Origin of the sequence: Nonomuraea sp. NPDC049269, assembly GCF_043197155.1 — a bacterium.
Classification (GTDB): domain Bacteria; phylum Actinomycetota; class Actinomycetes; order Streptosporangiales; family Streptosporangiaceae; genus Nonomuraea.
The window spans coordinates 187,407-204,152 of the sequence record NZ_JBICSO010000002.1 but is presented as its reverse complement, the minus strand read 5'-3'; the positions used below and the strand labels follow the sequence as shown (position 1 = coordinate 204,152).

At 71.5% G+C, this 16,746-nt stretch carries 13 protein-coding genes; 5 read left to right on the top strand and 8 right to left on the bottom strand.

Annotation, left to right across the window (positions count from 1 at the left end; genetic code table 11):
* Window positions 1–42: 42 nt before the first annotated feature.
* The 3 genes from ACGFNP_RS10400 to ACGFNP_RS10390 are packed head-to-tail and all read right to left on the bottom strand — an operon-like array spanning window position 43 to window position 6,021.
* Window positions 43–579: a hypothetical protein gene (locus ACGFNP_RS10400; protein WP_393316982.1), complete on the bottom strand. Its 537-nt coding sequence runs from the start codon at window positions 577–579 to the stop codon at window positions 43–45.
* Window positions 576–5,615 (bottom strand): hypothetical protein, encoded by a 5,040-nt coding sequence (locus ACGFNP_RS10395; protein ID WP_393316979.1) that lies wholly within the window; start codon window positions 5,613–5,615, stop codon window positions 576–578. The genes ACGFNP_RS10400 and ACGFNP_RS10395 overlap by 4 nt, the downstream gene beginning before the upstream one ends.
* Before the next feature lie 19 nt (window positions 5,616–5,634).
* The gene (locus ACGFNP_RS10390) at window positions 5,635–6,021 is read right to left on the bottom strand and encodes a YbaB/EbfC family nucleoid-associated protein (protein ID WP_358337858.1); all 387 of its coding nucleotides are present in this window, start codon (window positions 6,019–6,021) and stop codon (window positions 5,635–5,637) included.
* A gap of 79 nt (window positions 6,022–6,100) precedes the next feature.
* On the opposite strand from ACGFNP_RS10390, the gene ACGFNP_RS10385 reads away from it, so the two are divergent.
* On the top strand, window positions 6,101–6,406 hold the full coding sequence (locus ACGFNP_RS10385) for a hypothetical protein (RefSeq protein WP_358337861.1): 306 nt from the start codon (window positions 6,101–6,103) through the stop codon (window positions 6,404–6,406).
* 20 nt (window positions 6,407–6,426) lie between these two features.
* On the opposite strand, the gene ACGFNP_RS10380 is transcribed toward ACGFNP_RS10385, so the two are convergent.
* Entirely contained in the window at window positions 6,427–7,098 is a 672-nt protein-coding gene (locus ACGFNP_RS10380; RefSeq protein ID WP_358337864.1) for a ribonuclease HII, read from the bottom strand.
* 12 nt (window positions 7,099–7,110) lie between these two features.
* Window positions 7,111–8,046 (bottom strand): LysR family transcriptional regulator, encoded by a 936-nt coding sequence (locus ACGFNP_RS10375; protein ID WP_358337867.1) that lies wholly within the window; start codon window positions 8,044–8,046, stop codon window positions 7,111–7,113.
* A gap of 79 nt (window positions 8,047–8,125) precedes the next feature.
* Between ACGFNP_RS10375 and ACGFNP_RS10370 the strand changes: the two genes are divergently transcribed.
* From ACGFNP_RS10370 to ACGFNP_RS10360, 3 genes are all read left to right on the top strand, one after another.
* Window positions 8,126–9,412 carry a pyridoxal phosphate-dependent aminotransferase gene (locus ACGFNP_RS10370; RefSeq protein WP_358337870.1) on the top strand — a complete coding sequence of 429 codons (1,287 nt, stop codon included), beginning with the start codon at window positions 8,126–8,128 and terminating at the stop codon, window positions 9,410–9,412.
* 141 nt (window positions 9,413–9,553) lie between these two features.
* Complete coding sequence (locus ACGFNP_RS10365) at window positions 9,554–10,198, top strand: GNAT family N-acetyltransferase (protein WP_393316973.1); 645 nt, start codon at window positions 9,554–9,556, stop codon at window positions 10,196–10,198.
* A 246-nt stretch (window positions 10,199–10,444) separates the two neighbouring features.
* Window positions 10,445–13,462 carry a BTAD domain-containing putative transcriptional regulator gene (locus ACGFNP_RS10360; protein ID WP_393316970.1) on the top strand — a complete coding sequence of 1,006 codons (3,018 nt, stop codon included), beginning with the start codon at window positions 10,445–10,447 and terminating at the stop codon, window positions 13,460–13,462.
* Between the two features lie 283 nt (window positions 13,463–13,745).
* Here the strand turns inward: ACGFNP_RS10360 and ACGFNP_RS10355 are convergent, their stop codons facing one another.
* Window positions 13,746–15,155 carry a methyltransferase gene (locus ACGFNP_RS10355; RefSeq protein WP_393316967.1) on the bottom strand — a complete coding sequence of 470 codons (1,410 nt, stop codon included), beginning with the start codon at window positions 15,153–15,155 and terminating at the stop codon, window positions 13,746–13,748.
* A gap of 137 nt (window positions 15,156–15,292) precedes the next feature.
* Here ACGFNP_RS10355 and ACGFNP_RS10350 point away from each other — a divergent pair, with 137 nt between their 5' ends.
* Window positions 15,293–15,637 carry a hypothetical protein gene (locus ACGFNP_RS10350; RefSeq protein WP_358337882.1) on the top strand — a complete coding sequence of 115 codons (345 nt, stop codon included), beginning with the start codon at window positions 15,293–15,295 and terminating at the stop codon, window positions 15,635–15,637.
* Here the strand turns inward: ACGFNP_RS10350 and ACGFNP_RS10345 are convergent.
* Entirely contained in the window at window positions 15,591–16,181 is a 591-nt protein-coding gene (locus ACGFNP_RS10345) for a TetR/AcrR family transcriptional regulator (protein WP_358337885.1), read from the bottom strand. The genes ACGFNP_RS10350 and ACGFNP_RS10345 overlap by 47 nt on opposite strands.
* Window positions 16,178–16,690: a GNAT family N-acetyltransferase gene (locus ACGFNP_RS10340; protein WP_358337888.1), complete on the bottom strand. Its 513-nt coding sequence runs from the start codon at window positions 16,688–16,690 to the stop codon at window positions 16,178–16,180. Before ACGFNP_RS10340 ends, ACGFNP_RS10345 begins: the two co-directional genes overlap by 4 nt.
* Window positions 16,691–16,746: the final 56 nt, after the last annotated feature.

The window sequence follows — 16,746 nt, the reverse complement described above, 5'->3', positions numbered from 1 at the left end:
AGAGCGCAGGCGAATCCCTCTGATCTCAACTCCGGACAGGCGCTAGGGGGAGTCCTGGAGCATCGCGACCCGGATCGTCCCGGCGGCGTGCAGGCTGGTCAGGAGCGTCCAGTCGTCCGCCGGGTCCAGCCATACCTGAAGCTCCTCGGGGCCGCGCGGCCGGGGCAGCGACCCGGCCGGCTCGTAGAACGACGTGACCAGCACCAGCGGCACGGGCGCGGCCCACTCCTCGGGAGCCGGCGGCACGTGCCTGCCGCTCAGCAGCACGGCCCGCTCCTCGGGCGTGCACTCCTCCAGCGGCCCGGCCGCGGCCAGCTCCGCCTGCGCCCTGACCTGGGCGTCCAGCGCGATCCGCGCGCGCGCCTCGCGTCGCTCCTCCGGAGTGCCGAGCGCGTCGTAGCCGGGCCTGAGCGCGCCGACCAGCGCGTCCGGCTCGTCCGCGTACGCCCGCGAGCCGCCGCCGGAGAAAATCATCTCGTACCGGTACAACGAGCCGTCGCCCTTGACAGGCATGGCGGGCGGCCGGTCCGCCGCCGAGGTGTTGCGGATGACGACCGCCGCGCGGTTCGCTTCACTCATCGCCACCAGGGATCTTTCGGCTTCTCGTTCCATCGGGTGATCGCGAACAGGGCCGTGAGCTGCGCCTTGTCGGCCGCCCGGTGGTAGAGGTGGTCGGCCAGCTCCAGATAGGACGAGTAGTCCAGGCGCCTGCGGTGCTCAGTATGGTTGCCGGCGACATCCTTGACGTCGTGGTTGAGCGGGAACTGGTCGTCGCCGAGCCGCAGCGCCAGCCCCACCGTTCCCAGCGCCAGTTTGATCTGCGTCTGGATGACGCCGGGGTCCAACGAGCCGTCGGGGAGGCGGACCTCCGTGTGGTCCGTCCGGCCGCCCTCGACCGATTGCACGTTGATCACGGATTCGCGCTCGAATTGCGAGCTCACCAGCTCGTCCAGTGTGACGTACCCGGCGGAGTCCAACATGTTGGGCTTACAGTAGACGAGCCCCCGGTGGTGGCCCTGCTCTGGGTTCGTCATCAGCCGTAGGAACGTGTCGAAGTAGTTTCTGTTCACCAGCCTCAGCAGCCGCTGGTAGAAGGCGGGGATATGGTCGAACACGGAAGTGTCCACGTGGATGTGGCCCCCCGTGCTCCCCGTCGCCACGCCGCCGTGCGACTTGATGATCTCGCACACGAGCTGGATGCCTTCCCACGTGCGCGGCGTGTCGTACAGCGGTGGTGAGACGAGCTCTCCGGCGACCGATACGTCCTGTTCCAGCCGCCAGCCGTTGTCGCCCTCGTAGTAGCCGCCGTCGTGGCCGGTGTGGTACGGGTGTGTCCACGGATCCCGAGTCAGCCCCGCGTCGTACAGGTCGCGGGCGATGGCCTGGTTGATCGCGTCCTGGTGCGGCTTGAGCGACTCGGGCAGGTCGTACTCGATCTCCCGGCCGAACTTGAGCCCGGTCCCGGGCGCGGCCAGTCCGCCGGTGGCGTCCTCGGTCAGGTAGGGCACGACCGGCTCGCCGCGCTCCGCCCGCGCGAACGCCTCCGCGAGGTCGCGGTCGAACGCCTCGGGGTTCCACCGATAGGAGACCTCCGGCTCGCGGGGCCGGCCGTCCCAGGCGCGGGCGCGGGCCTCCAGCGCACGAGCGTGCTCCGCCTCCAGGTCGGAGACGAGGTCGCGGGCCCTCACCGTCGACGCGCCGGATGCGGCAGCGTCACGGGCGGCCGCCTGGCGGAGCTGGTCTGTGAGCGCCTCCTCCGCCAGGCGCATCAAGGTCGGCGTGCAGCGGTACGGCTCCGCCGCCGGCGCCCGGTAATAGGAGTTCAGCCGGTGGGCGAGGTCGGCCCGGTCGGCGGCGCCGGCCGGGTCCAGCCCGCGCTCCTCTGCCCCCCTGAACACGTGGGCCAGCCGCTCGACCGAGTGCTCCAGGCCGAGGTCGCCCGCCAGCTTCCGCAGGGGATCGAGGACCCACGCCGGGGCGTCGCCCTGCGAGCCCACGATCCGGTCCATGCACGCCAGTGCATTCGTTGCGGGCTCGCCGAGCCTGGTCCCGTACCGGTCGGACACCCGCAGCCTTGCCCAGGTGTCCGGAGTGGTGTCCATGTATCCCCGTAGCGCCTCCACCAGCGCCGCCCGGTCAGGAGCGCCTACCGGGTCGAAGCCGAGTCGCTGCGCGCGCTCGGCCACGTGAACGAGACGACCGATCCGGTCACCGAGGCCCAGTTCGCGCGACAGTCCGAGCAGAGGGTCCAACGGGGGACGCGGCGCACCGTCGCCGACGATGACGCGGTCCATCCGGCCCAGGAGCGCGGCCTTCGCCGGGTCCAGGCACGCGGCGGGGAATCGCTCGTCCATGACACGCACGTCCCAGCCGTCCATGTCGCGTTCGCGGTGCCGCGTGAGGCTCTCCACGAGCTCCGCGTGGGTCGCCGGCCGTTCCGGGAGGGCACCGTGCGTGTCCACCTCCACGAGCATCTCGGAGAACGTCCGGAGCGCGTGCGAGAATCCCGCCTCGGCCGCCAGGTTACGCAGCCGACCATCGGGCCCGACCGAGCGGAGCGCCCGGTCGGTACGGCTCATCGCCCGCGCGGCCGGGTCGCCGAGCCCGGCGATGGCGTACTCGTCCGCGATCCGCAGCCCGTCCCACAGCTCGGAGTCGATCTCCCGGGCCCGCTCCAACTCGCGCACCAGGTCGTGCCGCCCTGCCACGCCCTGGACGTCCACGCCCCTCGCCTCGGCGTCCAGGAACAGGCGCCCTACGTGATCAAGCGAGTGGAGCCCGAGGTCCAGCTCGAACGTGAGGCTGCGAAGCTGGTTGACCCTGATCTCGCGGGTGGTGCCGTTGGTGGTGCCGATCGCCAGGTCCATCCGGCCGAACGCCCGCGCGATCGGGAGAGAGGGGCGCGCGAGCTCCCCGTTGGCGAGCCACAGGCCGGGAAAAAGCATGGGGTCCGTCTGCCGGTACAGCTCCAGCCGATCGACCAGGTCCGACCTGTCCGTCGCCCCTGCGGGATCGAACCCTTGCCGCTGCGCCTCGTCGAAGACGCGTACCAGCCCGTCGAAGGCGCCAGGCAGGCCCACGGTACGCGACAGCTTGTGGACGCTGGTGATCATGTCTCTCATGGTGGGGTCTTGCATGGTGGCGGTCACGGTGCGGGCCATCGTCCCCAAGGTATGGGCGAACGCCTCGTCCGGCACCTCGATCCGCAGCCTGCCCGCGACGCGGCGGCCCAAGGAGGTCACGTCGGGATCCAGGGGCGGCGGGGGTGTGCCGTCCCGGTTGATGAGCTGGTCGATGCGGCCCCTGCCCGTGCCGTCGCCGTCTGCGTGGTGAGCTCCGGCGGGCGCGCCCTCGCGCGGTGCGGGGGCCCCGTCATGGGCGTCGGAGGCGCGGGCCGGAGGCGTGGTGCGCTGGCCGCCCGCAGCGGAGTGGGGCTCGGTGTGCCGGTCACCGGCTGGCGGCGTGGTGCGCTGGTCGCCGGTGCGGGCGGGTGGGGCCTCGCGGACGCCTCCGGGCGGGGTGTCGCGGGCGCCGCCTCCGGGAGCGGTCTCCCCGCTGGCACCGGGGCGGGGAGCGGGCGGTGCCGTGCCGATGGGGACGACAGGCCCGTCCTGGGCCTGGCCGGTCCGGGGGCCGACCGCGCCGTGCCTGTCACCGGTACGTCCGGGGACGCCCTCCTGCCCGTCGCCCACCCGTCCGGCGGCGCGGTCGGCGTTTTCGGGCTGCGCCCTGTGGCCGGCGTCCTGGGGCTGCGTCCTGTGGTGGGCGTCCGGGGATTGCGCCCTGTGGTCGGCGTCCTGCTGTGAGTCCGCCTGATAGGGGAGGCCGTCCTGCGCGTCCGGGTCAGGCGGTGGCGGGGTGGGCGGCACGTACGGCGTGCGGAGCGGGAGGTCGTAGAGGGGCTGCGGGTGCCCTGGCGTGGCGTTCGACGCGCCGGATACATGGCCCAGCACGCCCGCCTGGCCGTGCGTCACCGCCGCGGGCGCCGCACGGCCGCCGTTCACGACCGCGCCCTCGGCCGAGCCGTCCCCCGCATGGACTATGTGGCCGCTCACCGGACCGGGGAGCAGGTGACCCGCCCCGTCCGCCACACCGGACACCTGGTGGACCGCCTGGCCAGGCGCCGGGTGTGCCGTCTGGCCCGTTGCCGCACCGGACACCTGGTGGACCGCCAGTCCGTCTGCTGGACCGAGCGCCGGGCGAGCGACCCGGCCGATCGCCTGGGCGTCCCCGGCCGGACGCGCGTCCCTCGGGCCGATCCGCTGCTCCGGCCCGCCCGGAGCCTGGGGTCTCTCACCGCTCAGCACCACCTGGGTCGGCTCGACGACCCGCCGCGGCTCGGAGCCGTCCGCGGTTCTGACCCCTGCGGCCTCTCCGCCCGGGCCGCGCCCCTGACTGTGCGTCAGATCGTGCTCCGGGCCGGCGGGGTGCCCGCCGGGGAGCGGGTCCGGACCGGCGGGGTGCCGGGCGGAGGACAGGTCCGTGCCGGTGGACCGCCCGCCCGCGACCGGCTCGGCGCCGTGCACCAGGTCCGGCGTGTCGCCGGCCCCCAGTAATGCGATGTGGCCCGACGGAGGAGGGGCGGGCGGGGGATGACCGGACAGGGAAGGAGCAGACGGGGAATGGCCCGACGGGACCGGCCCGGCCGTGAGCTCGCCGGCCGGCATGGGCATGTAGTGGGTCCGGGCGCTCTGCGGGATGTCGAGGCCTCCGGCCGCGCCCGCCACGAAGGAGTAGAACAGGTGCGCCGGGTCGAGCTGGTCGCTGAGGGCCAGCCCGGGTATCGATCCCACGGTGCCCGACACGCCGCCGACCAGCGCCCGCCCGTAGACGCTCTGCGCCATGGCCGCGATCTGGTCGCGCACCCCCAGCTCGGCCCGCGACACGATGAACACCAGCTCCCGGGTGGCCAGGCGCGACAGCCCGAAGTCGACCCCGGTGAACACCAGGCCGGTCAGCGCCCCGTTGCCCAGGGACAGCAGCAACGAGTCGAGGTCGAGCTTGTCCCGGTTGCCGAAGAGGAGCTGCGCCGTCTGCACGGCCAGGTCCAGGCCGCCCATCACCGCGGCGAAGCCCAGCATGTTCATCAGCAGCCGCCACTTGAGCGCCTGGATCGACATCCGGGTCATCAGCGTGCGCACCTGGATCAGCTTCAGCACCGACGGCCCGTACAGGTACACCCACACCAGCAGCCGGGCGATGGCCAGCGCGAGCAGCGCCAGCGCCGCGTACTGCATCCATTGGGTGTGCTCCATGTCCTCCGCGTGGTCGCGCAGCCGCCGGGCCTCCTGGCGGATGGCCTCTTCCACCCACTTCAGCAGCGCGTCACCCTCCAGGTTCGCCAGCTGAGGCGCCGTCTGCCCGTCACCGGCGAGCAGCTTCAGGACCCGCTGGAACGCGTCCTTGGCGGCGCCGTCCCACTCCGAGCCCTTCAGGTAGCGCAGCACCGGCTCGGCGTCCTCGACGCGGATGGCGGCCAGCTCGTCGGCCAGCGCCTCCAGCGCCTCGGCCTCCCGCACCAGCGCGTCCGGAACGGCCTCCGGGAACGCGCCGGCCGTCAGCGGCAACGCCAGATGCCTGACCAGCTCGGGGACCAACCCCAGATCCAACCCCATCAGCCGGCTTCCCGGACCGTCACGCGCCCGGCCCGCGCCGGTCGGCGCCTGGTAGGAACGACTCGAAGCTCGTGCCCTCGCCGAACAGATCCTCGAACGGGACGTCCTCGGCGACCATCGGCCCGGCCAGGGTCCTGAGCTCCGCGGAGACCTTGTGAGTGGCGATGGCGGCCTGCTCGACGACGCACGCTGCCAGCTCGGTGGGCGTCCGCTCGCGGTACACGCGGGGATCGAGGTCGACGGCCCGCAGCTCACCCCGGGGTCCGACGGTGACGGTGACCATCCCGTCGTCGGACTGCGCGGAGCCCGTCAGGTCGCGCACCTTGCGGTGCATCTCCTTGACCTGTTCGGTCTGCCGATCGACTTCCTGGACGAGTTGTCGGAGCAAATCCCATGAATCACTCATCGTCGCATCAACCCCACGAAGCCATCAGGACGCTCGCATACTATCGATCAAGTCGGTGAGTCAGGGAGGGTGCGGCCGGATGGAACTCGACGGCGCCAGCTACAGCGCTAGCCGGATCAAAGGGCTGGCGGGGGCGATGAGCGATCTCGCGGACAGACTGCGGGGCGTGGAAGACCGGTACGAGACGCACAAGGAGGCGGCCCGCAAGGCGCTCGGCGACGACGACTACGCGCGCGCGTACTGGCAGGCGAACGGGCAGCGGCTGGAAGCGATCGGCACCGCCCTCAAGCTCCTCACCCAGGCCGCCCAGCGTGAGGAGGAGCGCCTCGGCAGCGCCGCCGCCACCTACCGCTCCACCAACGACGCCAACGACGCCAACGGCTGAGCGTCCCGGCCGATCGCCGGCTAACCGAAGAGGGTCGCCTGGCCCTCACCCACCGCCGGATCCCGGTGCCGTTTGAGGTGCCGCCAGCGCGGCAGGTCGTCCAGGTAGGACCACGACAACCGATGGTGCTCCGTGGGCCCCAGGCGGGCCAGCGCCTCCTGGTGGACCGGTGACGGATAGCCGGCGTTGTCCGCGAAGCCGTACTCCGCGCAGCCGATCGTCCCCATGTAGGCGTCGCGCCGTACCTTGGCCAGGACCGAGGCGGCCGCCACCGAGATGCTGGCCGAGTCGCCCTTGACCTCAAGGCGTACCGGCCACGGAGCGCCGATGTAGTCGTGCGAGCCGTCGAGGATCAGCGCGTCGGGCCGCAGCGGGAGGGCGGCCAGGGCGCGGCGGGCGGCGCGGCGCAGGGCCTCCGTCATGCCGAGCTCGTCGACCTCGGTGTGGGTGGCGTCGCCGAAGCCGATGCCGACCGCCCACGACTCCAGCGCGGCGGCCACCGTCCCGCGCTTGACGGCCGACAGCTGCTTGGAGTCCGTCAGGCCGGCCGGCGGATCCGACAGGTCGGTGATGACGGCGCACACCGTCACGGGGCCGGCCCAGGCGCCCCGGCCCACTTCGTCGAGGCCCGCGACCGTGGTCGTGCTGCGCTGGGCGAGCAGCAGGTGCTCGATGTCGTACGAGGGCGCCATGGGCACCAGACGTTATCGCTCCGCGAGGCGTACCGGATCCAGATCGGCGGCGAGATAGCGCGCCGCGACGTGGATGGCCCGCAGGGTCACCGACACCGAAGGGCGATGGACGCTGGAGCCACGCGCGACGGCCAGCACCTCGCGGCCCACCGGGTTGCCGGCGAACTGGCGGACCGCGATGCCGCGGACGCCGGCGGCCAGCGCGAGCGCGGGCACGGCGGCGATCCCGATGCCCTTGGCGACCAGGGACAGGATCGTGCCCAGCCCCTCGAACTCCCACGGCGTCGGCCTGGTGCCGCCCACGTCCACGAAGAGCCGGTCGACCGCGAGGCGCGACGGCTCACCGTCCGGGGTGGCCATCCACGGCTCGTCACGCAGCTCGCGCAGGTCCAGGGGCACCTCGGGGTCGGCCAACCGGTGCTTGCGCGGCACCACCAGCACCAGCGGGTCGTACAGCAGCGGGAACACCCGCAGGCTGTCGTTGTCGCCGACCCGCCCGTACCAGTCGTCCACGAGCGCGATGTCGACCTCGCCCGACTGCACCTCCCGCATGCCCCGACCCGAACGGCTCTGCCCGAGCCTGAGCGTCAGCTCGGTGTAACGACGCAGCGAGCGGGCGAGCGCGGGCGCGAACGCGACCGCGGCCGTGGGGAAGGCGGTCAGCACCACCCGGCCGGACGGCGAGGCCGCGTGGGCCGAAAGGTCGGATTCGGCCTCCTCGACCATGGACAGGATGCGCTCGGCGTGGGTCACCAGGCGGCGGCCCGCGTCGGTCAGCTCGGCGCTGCGCGCGGTCCGGTCGATCAGCGCGGTTCCGGTCTCACGTTCGAGGGCGACCAACTGCTGGGACACGGCCGAGGGACTGTACCCGAGCGACTCGGCGGTCGCCGCGATGCTGCCCCGACGGGCAAACTCGCAGATCAACACCAAACGCCGTAATTCGAGCATCGGACTTCCTTACGCCTACCCACAAAAAGCCTCGCTTGTGCTGATGCCTTCATCAAACCACGCTGGGAACGTGACAACCATGACGGTTACCCTCTCCGCCACGCTGGCGGCCAACGAAGAGATCGACCGAAGACGACGCGCCGGGCAACGGGTGCTGCACCTCGCCTTCGGTGAGGCCGGCCTGCCCGTCCACCCGGCGCTGCGCGACAAGCTGGTCGCCGCATCCGAACGCAACGGCTACGGGCCGGTCGCGGGAGCGGCCGACCTGCGGAGCGCGGCGGCGGGCTACTGGACACGACGGGGACTTCCCACCGACCCCGAACTGATCGTCTGCGGACCCGGCAGCAAGTCCCTGCTGTACGGCGTGCTGCTGGCCATCGGCGGCGACATCGTCCTGCCCATGCCCAGCTGGGTCAGCTACGCCGCGCAGGCCGACCTGGTCGGCGCCCGCCCGATCCTGGTTCCGCCCCCGGCGGGACAGGGCGGCGTACCTGATCCGGAGCTGGTGACCTCGGCCGTGCTGCACGCTCGCGCCCAGGGCAGGACCGTCAGCTCGGTGCTCGTGACGCTGCCCGACAACCCGACCGGGCGCCTCGCCTCGTCGGAGACCATCCAGCGGCTGGTGGAGGTCGCCCGCGAGCTCGACCTGTACATCATCTCCGACGAGATCTACCGGGACCTGCTGCACGACCCGCTGCTCCCGTTCACCTCGCCCGCCGACCTGGCGCCCGAGCGCACGGTCGTCACCACCGGGCTCAGCAAGAGCCTGGCGCTGGGTGGCTGGCGGATCGGCGTGGCCAGGCTGCCCGACGAGGCGTACGGCATGCGCGCCCGGCTGCTCGCGGTGGCGAGCGAGATCTGGTCCGCCCCGGCCGCCCCCGTGCAGGAGGCCGCCGCCTACGCCTTCACCGACCCGCCCGAGCTGGTCGAGCGCATCGTGCGGAGCCGGAGGCTGCACGGAACGCTCGCCCACGCGGTGCGGGACAGGTTCGTGGGGATCGGCGCCTCGGTGCCCACTCCCCAGGGCGGGTTCTATCTCTATCCGGACCTGAGCCACCTGCGGCTCGGCGGTTCGGCCGAGATCACCCGCGTCCTGCTCGACGACCACGGCATCGGCGTGCTGCCCGGCCACGCGTTCGGCGACGATCCCAGCGCCGCGCGGGTGCGGGTCGCGGTGAGCCTGCTCTACGGCGACACGTCGGAGGAGCGCCTGGCCGCGCTGAACAGCCAAGATCCACTCCAACTCCCGTGGATCGCGGCCAATCTCGACCTGCTGTCGATGGGCTTGACGGAGCTCTCGCTGCGACGGCTGAGCCCGGTGCGTGAACTGCACCCGGCGCTCGTGCCGACGCCATGTCACAGTTAGGCGAAACTTTGTCCACGGGCCGGTGCGGTGACCCCGCAATCGGCCCGCTGAGCTGCATAAACACCCGGGTTGCAACAAGCTGCAAAGAATGCTGGACGAGAGCTGTTCTCCGGCATACCAAGCAGCCTCCATCATGTGCTCATGCCCGCTCTTGTCACCCTGTCCGGGCGCCTCGTGCGCCTGGAACCTCTCAGCCTCGCGGTGATCGACGACCTCGTCGCCACGGCGAGTGAAGACCGCTCCACGTATGCCTTCACCCGTGTCCCGGCCAGCCGGGACGAGATGGTCTCCTATGTGGAGGCCGCGCTGGCTGAGCAGGCGGAGGGCCGCACGCTGCCCTTCGCCGTCCGGTGGCTACACACCGACCGAGTCGTCGGTGCCACCCGTCTTATGCACCTGGAGTACTGGCAGGGCCCCATGCCCTGGCCGCCGGGTACGCGGGGCGCGGTGGGCGAGGTCCCGTCCGTGGCCGACATCGGATACACCTGGCTGGGCGCGTCCGCCCAGGGCACGGGTGCGAACCGGGAGAGCAAGTTCCTGATGCTCTCGCACGCCTTCGAGACGTGGAACGTCCACCGCATCACGCTCAAGTCAGACGTCCGCAACAACAGGTCGCTGGCCGCCATAGCCGCCTTGGGCGCGCATTTCGACGGGATACGCCGGGCGGAATGCAGGGGCGCCGATGACACCGTCCGAGATACGGCGTTCTACTCGATCCTGAACTCTGAATGGCCCGGGATTCGAGAACGTCTGGCCCAGAGGCTCGGCCTCGCCGAAGCAGCATAAGCACCGTCCGCCAAGGCCCCGCCGTACGGCGGGGCCTGTGTCTTGCGTATATATGCCAGGGTCATGGCCGCCCCCGTGTAATTGGGGCCATGTCGCTGCTGACTCTCAGGATCCATCGCCCGACTCAACGCTCGATTAACGACCGATCAACGCTTCGGTTAACGAATGGGCGGATGCCTATGTGTTGGGCAAGGATGGACCTATCATTTGGTAACAAATCTTTCCATTGCGTTGGAGACAGGCGACATGGCTGGTCAGAGCTTCGAAGGCGAGCTGAGGTTCGCCGTGCTCGGTCCCGTCCGCGCGTGGCGCGATGGCAAGGAAGTCGACCTGGGCACTCCACTGCAGCGTTCCATTCTCGCCATGCTGCTCCTGCGGGAGGGTCGTGCGGTGACTCCGACCGAGATGATCGACGCGGTCTGGGGCGAGGAAGCGCCGCCGCGCGCCCTCGGCGCCCTGCGTACGTACGTCTCCCGGCTGCGCACTGTCCTGGAGCCCGGCAGGGCCGCCCGCTCGCGACCCGAGCTGCTGACCTCCGTCGGCCGCGGGTACGCGCTGCGACTGCCCGAAGGATCCCTTGACCTGACCCGGTTCGAGCGCGTCACCCACGAGGCCGAGGTCGCGCGCCGGGCCGGCAAGCCACGTGAGGCCGCCCAGGCTCTGCGGGCCGCGCTGTCGCTGTTCGAGGGCGAGCCGCTGGCCGGAGCCGTCGGGCCGTACGCCGAGCATCAGCGCGACCGGCTGGTCGAGCGCCGGATCAGCGTGGTCGAGACGCTCATGGACCTGGACCTGGAGCTGGGCGAGCACGCCGCGGTCGTCTCCGAGCTGATCGCGCTGACCGCCGAGCACCCGCTGCGTGAGCGCCTGCGCGCCCAGCTCATGCTGGCCTACTACCGATGCGGCCGGCAGGGCGACGCGCTGGCCGTCTTCACCGAGACGCGCGAGGCGCTGATCGAGGAGCTGGGCATCGAGCCCGGCCCCGAGCTGACCACGCTGCACCAGCGCATCCTGGCCGCCGACCCCACGCTGACCGTCGCCGAGGTGGCCGAGGAGGAGGGGCCGCGGGAAGAGGAGGAGCCGACGCTCCACCTGCCGCGTCCCGCACAGCTGCCCGCCGCCGTGAACGACTTCACCGGGCGTATGGAGATCGCCGGGCGGCTGCGTACGCTGCTGGCCTCGCAGTCGGCCGCCGAGGGCGTGCCGGTGGCCGCGATCTGCGGGATCGGCGGGGTGGGCAAGACCACCCTGGCCGTGCACGTGGCGCACGCCGCCGGCGACCTGTTCCCCGACGGCCAGCTCTACGCCGACCTGCGCGGCTACACCGACGAGGCGACCGGCCCCGAATCGGCCCTGGGCGCCTTCCTGCGCGCGCTGGGCGTCCCGTCCGACGTCATCCCCGAGCGCCTGGCCGAGCGGTCGGCGCTCTTCCGGTCGCTGCTCGCCGAGCGGCGCATCCTCGTGCTGCTCGACAACGCCCACGACGCCGAGCAGGTCAGCCCGCTGCTGCCGGGCTCGCCGGGCTGCGCGGCCATCGTCACCAGCCGCCACAAGCTGGCCGACCTGCCCTCTGCCCGGCTGTTCGACCTGGATGTGATGGAGCCGGACGAGGCGCTGACGCTGTTCGCCTCGGTGGCCGGGGCCGCGCGGGTGGCGGCCGAGCGTGACGCCGCCATGGACGTGGTCGCCGCCTGCGGGTTCCTGCCGCTGGCCGTACGGATCGTGGCGGCCAGGCTGGCCGCGCGGCCCTCGTGGACGGTCGCGTCGCTGGTGCCCCGGCTGGCCGACGAGCAGCGCCGCCTGGATGAGATGCGCGTGGGCAACCTCGCGGTCGAGGCCACGTTCGCGCTCGGCTACGGGCATCTGGACACCGCCCAGTCCCGCGCGTTCCGGCTGCTGTCGCTGCCCAATGGGCCCGACATCTCGGTCGGAGCGGCGGCGGCCGTGCTGTCGGCGAGCGTGTTCGACACCGAGGACCTGCTGGAGTCGCTGGTCGACGCCAGCCTGCTGGAGGCGCCCGCGCCGGGCCGCTACCGCTTCCACGACCTGCTCAAGCTGTTCGCCCGCCGGACGCTGGAGAAGACCGAACGGCCGCAGGCCCGCACTATGGCGCTGCGCCGGCTGCTCGGGTTCTACCTGGCCTCCGCCCAGTCGGCGCACCGGCTGGCCTACGAGGGCAGCATGATCGCGGACAACCTCCAGGTGGACGGCAGCGGGCTGTCGTTCAACTCCGTCGGCGAGGCCGTCGCCTGGCTGGTCGCCGAGGGCGACTCGCTGTTCGCCGCGATCAACCAGGCCGCCGCCACCGCCCGCGCCCCGGAGCCGCTGCTGCCCGCCGGCGACCTGCTGGTGGCCATGGAGCCGCTGCTGGAGTCCGGCACCCACACCCGCGAGTTCGACCAGGGCACGCGGGCCGTGCTGGCCACCGCCAAGCGCATCGGCGACACCGGCAGCGAGCTGCGCGCCCGCTACGTGCTCGGCCGCGTGCTGTTCGCCAGCAACCGGCTCAGGCAGGCCGAGGAGCAGTTCAGGATCGTGCACGAGCTGTCGGTCGAGCGCGGGGAGAAGGTCGTCACCGGTGAGGTGATGAACGCGCTGGCCGTCGTCGTGGGCCGGCAGCGCCGCCACGCCGAGGCGCTGACCTGGTTCGACTCGGCCATGCGCTGGTACCGCGAGAACGGCGTACCGGCCGGCGAGGCGCTCGTGCTCAGCTACTCGGCCCGCGACCACCTCGGCCTCGGCCGCCCTGAGGACGCGATCGCCGCGGCGGAGAAGGGCCTGGCCATCTTCACCGAGATCGGCAGCGGCGCCGGCACCGCCCGCGCCCGCTACCACCTGGGCATCGTCCTGTCGCGGGTGGGCCGCATCGCCGAGGCCGTCCACCACCACGCCGAGTGCCTGGCCTTCTTCCGCGCCAGCAAGCAGCGCGTGTGGGAGCAGCGGGTCTGCTCGCGGCTCGCCGAGACGTTCATCGCCGCGGGGCGCTACCCCGATGCCGTACGGCATGCCGAGCAGGCCCTGGTGGTGTCGAGGGAGATCGGCCATCCCTATGGCGAGGCACTCTCACTGATGGTGCTCGGAGAGGCGCTCAAGGGCATGGGCAGCGCCACGAGGAGCCTGGACTGCCTACGGCAGGCCTTCGAGATCTTCTCGATGCTCGGCGCTCCTGAGGCGGAGGACCTCAGGGCCCGCCTCGGCGACACCCCGGTCGTCGATCCCGCTGTCGGTGATGCTGATCCCGTTGTCGAGCCCGTCGTCGAGCTCTGAGTACAGCTCGTCGTCCAGACGTGTCATCCACACATGGTTGATCAAGGCTGTCCCTTTGGGAGTCACGGAGCCCCCGTGATCCATACAGTGCCGCGATTGCTAGCCCGGCCGGTCATCTGACCGTCACGCGTCGCTAGGGGGCCCGGTTTTCCGGATGCTCCGCGTAACGGCTAGCCGCCTCACATCGACGACCGGCCGGACCCGACACGAGCCTCGAACCCCCCGGGCTCGTGTCTTGGTGAGAAGCCTCCACCCGGGCGGTCAACATCCGATCAACGGGCGATCAAAGCAGGAAATAACCCTCGGCGATCAGCGGCCGGATGGCGTCGGGGTGCAGGATCTCGCCGTCGCCGACCAGCTCGGCGATGACGTTGAGCAGCGGGCCGAGCGCGAGGTCGCCGTCGCAGACGCCCGCCAGGGCCGCCTCGACGGTGCCGACCTCCCTGCTGCGGCGCAGGCCGTCCGTCTGGCGCAGCACGATGCGCATGGGGTCTTCCGCGCCGGGCAGGCCGACGCGCTCGTCCAGCAGGCCCGCCACGGTCCGCAGGTGCGCCGAGTCGAGGAAGCGCACCCGGTGGGCGGTCGCGATGGAGTCGAGCACGCCGTCGACGTAGTCGCCGACGGGCAGCGTGACCTGATGGGTGAGCTGCTCCACGCGGACCACCGGGTCCAGGGTGCCCGCGTTGCGCATGGTGATCCAGCCGAAGCCGATGCCCCGCACCTTGTGCTCCTCGAACCAGGCCAGCCAGCGGTCGTAGTGCGCGGTGTAGCCGGGGGTGCCCTGCACGGCGGCGTCCCTCAGCCACAGCTCGACGTATTCGGCCGGGTCCTGCACGTCCCGCTGGACCACCCAGGCGTCGCAGCCGGTCTCGCCGAGCCAGCCGCCGACGCGGTCGCGCCAGTCCTCGTCCTCGACGTGCAGCCAGTTGGCCAGGAAGTGGGCCTGGCCGCCCGGATTGAGGAAGCGGGGCGTCTGCCGTACGAGGTCGCGGCAGAACGCGTCGCCGTCGGCGCCCGTTTCGCGATAGGTCAGCTCGCCGCCGGGTGAGATGACGAACGGCGGGTTGGAGACGACGAGGTCGAACAGCTCCCCCTCGACCGGCTCGAACAGAGAGCCGGTGCGGGCGTCCACGCCGTCGATCCCGGACAGCCGCCAGCTCAGCCGGGCCAGCTCCAACGCGCGCGGGTTGAGGTCGGTGGCCACGATCTCATCGACGCGGTCCGCCAGGTGCAGCACCTGCACGCCGCAGCCCGTACCGAGGTCGAGGGCCCGATGGACCGGGCGGCGGGTGACGAGCTGGGCCAGGTTGGCCGAGGCGCCGCCCGCCCCCACCACGTGGTCGGGGCGCAGGGCCGGATCTCCGGGCCGCACCTTGCGGTCGGAGACGACGTAGCCGCCGGTCTCCCAGGGCTGGAGATGCACGGTGGCCCGTACGCGGTCACCGTCGGCGGCGACCAGGCCCGATTCGCAGGCGTCTTCGAGAACCGTGGCCGGGAACCGCGCGGCCGGGACGTCGGCACCGAGCCACCAGAGCCGGATCAGGGCGGCCAGCGGGTCGTCGCCGGCCGTGGCGCGCAGAGCCGGGACCAGCTCCTCGCGGGACAGGGCCGAGGCCGCCATGGCCCCCAGCCGGTCGCGGACGCCGTCAATCGTGTAGCCGGTCTCGAGGAGGTGATCGCGCAGTCGTTCCACGAGGCCATCCTTTCACCGCAGAATCCCGCGCATGATCCGATACCTACAGTAATCATACTGTTACCGAAACATCCAAGCCGTTTGCAAGCGGCGAACGATACCTCTAAGGAGACCCACGTTCGAAGAGGAGCGGATCCATGCAGATCCCTTGCCTGGCCTGCGAGTCCCGTTTCTGGCCCGACGACTACTTCCGCGCCTGCTCCGACTACAACCGCGGGCTCGACCTCGTCTCGTGGACCTGCCCCAACTGCGGCAACCGCGACGACCTGCGCGTGCTGCCAGGAGAGCTGGGATTCGGCTACCCCTGCCGGGGCCGGTTCGACGTGCACGCCCGGGTGCGCGTGCCGGGACTGCGCAGGCAGCGTGGCGACCTGCGGCTCGACATCTCGCTCGACGCTGCCTGCTGGCGGGTGCCGTCCCGGATCAGGGCGGTCTCTAGCGCTGGCGCAGGCTCTGCCAGGCGGCCTCACCGAGGCCTTTGATCTCTTCCTCCGTCGGCGTGTGGGCACCGGCGAACCACAGTCGGCACATCTCCTGCGCCGGTCCGAGCCACAGCACGTAGCACATGGTGGGGTGCACGACCTGGAGCTGGCCGTTCTTCATGTGCGGCCGCCACCAGTCGGACACCTGACGGAAGAAGGCCCGCCTGGCCTCCGCCACCTCGGCGCCGCCCGGCTCGGTCTTCCGCGGCGGGCGCTCGCTGACCAGCAGCCTCGCCCGCTCCGGGTGCTCGCCGGCCCAGCGCATGTGGAGGGCGACGACGGCCTCGATGCCGTCGCGGGCCTCCTGGTGGTTGACCAGTTCGGTGAGGAAGGCCGCCTGGTAGGCGGCGAGGATCTCGGCGTACAGGACGCCGAATACGTGTTCCTTGCTGGCGAAGTGGTGGTAGAAGCTGCCGACGCTTACACCGCTCTCCTCGCGGAGGCTGGCCAGCGTGGTGGCCGACACCCCGTCCTGGCTGAATCGGCGCAGGGCACCTTCGATGATGCGGGTGCGCCCGTCGCGTCCGTTCTTGGCACTCTTCACACTGTCAATGGTGTAGCACCAGAACCTTGTTCCGCAAATACCCCCGCCTGTTGGATCATAGCGGTCACCGCGACCGACCCGGAAGTCACCTTCATCTGGGCGTCGGGCCAGAGCCTGCGGATCATCCGGAGCACCCGCCTGTTCTCGCCCAGCACGTCCATGCCGACCGTCTTCGCCCCCCGCACCGCGGCCCTGAACAGCAGCGTGTTGATCAGGTGCGGCCCGAGCCCCTTGCCCTGCCACTCGTCGGCGACCACGACGGCGATCTCGATGTCCGTTGCACCGCCCCGGTAGCTCATGGCGTGGCCGATGATCTCGCCCTCCAGGGTGGCGACCAGGGCGTCCCTGCGCTCGTCCACGGCGATGAGCACACGCACCAGGCTGGCGGCCGGGGTACTGAGCCCGGTGAAGAACCGCAGGCTCTGGGTGTGCAGCGACAACCGGGTGAGGAAGCGCCGGATCCGCTCGTCGTCGTCGGGCCGGGCGGGCCGGATCTGAGTTCCGAACATGGACTCAGCTTCCTCTTCTTCGCCTGGGTCTGTCAATTGAACTCAGGTATGATGTG

Coding starts and splice junctions, on each gene's coding strand:
- ACGFNP_RS10340 (WP_358337888.1), bottom strand. CDS start 16,690: ATGTTCGGAACTCAGATCCGGCCCGCCCGGCCCGACGACGACGAGCGG.
- ACGFNP_RS10385 (WP_358337861.1), top strand. CDS start 6,101: ATGGAACTCGACGGCGCCAGCTACAGCGCTAGCCGGATCAAAGGGCTG.
- ACGFNP_RS10390 (WP_358337858.1), bottom strand. CDS start 6,021: ATGAGTGATTCATGGGATTTGCTCCGACAACTCGTCCAGGAAGTCGAT.
- ACGFNP_RS10380 (WP_358337864.1), bottom strand. CDS start 7,098: ATGGCGCCCTCGTACGACATCGAGCACCTGCTGCTCGCCCAGCGCAGC.
- ACGFNP_RS10365 (WP_393316973.1), top strand. CDS start 9,554: ATGCCCGCTCTTGTCACCCTGTCCGGGCGCCTCGTGCGCCTGGAACCT.
- ACGFNP_RS10350 (WP_358337882.1), top strand. CDS start 15,293: ATGCAGATCCCTTGCCTGGCCTGCGAGTCCCGTTTCTGGCCCGACGAC.
- ACGFNP_RS10395 (WP_393316979.1), bottom strand. CDS start 5,615: ATGGGGTTGGATCTGGGGTTGGTCCCCGAGCTGGTCAGGCATCTGGCG.
- ACGFNP_RS10375 (WP_358337867.1), bottom strand. CDS start 8,046: ATGCTCGAATTACGGCGTTTGGTGTTGATCTGCGAGTTTGCCCGTCGG.
- ACGFNP_RS10360 (WP_393316970.1), top strand. CDS start 10,445: ATGGCTGGTCAGAGCTTCGAAGGCGAGCTGAGGTTCGCCGTGCTCGGT.
- ACGFNP_RS10400 (WP_393316982.1), bottom strand. CDS start 579: ATGAGTGAAGCGAACCGCGCGGCGGTCGTCATCCGCAACACCTCGGCG.
- ACGFNP_RS10370 (WP_358337870.1), top strand. CDS start 8,126: ATGACGGTTACCCTCTCCGCCACGCTGGCGGCCAACGAAGAGATCGAC.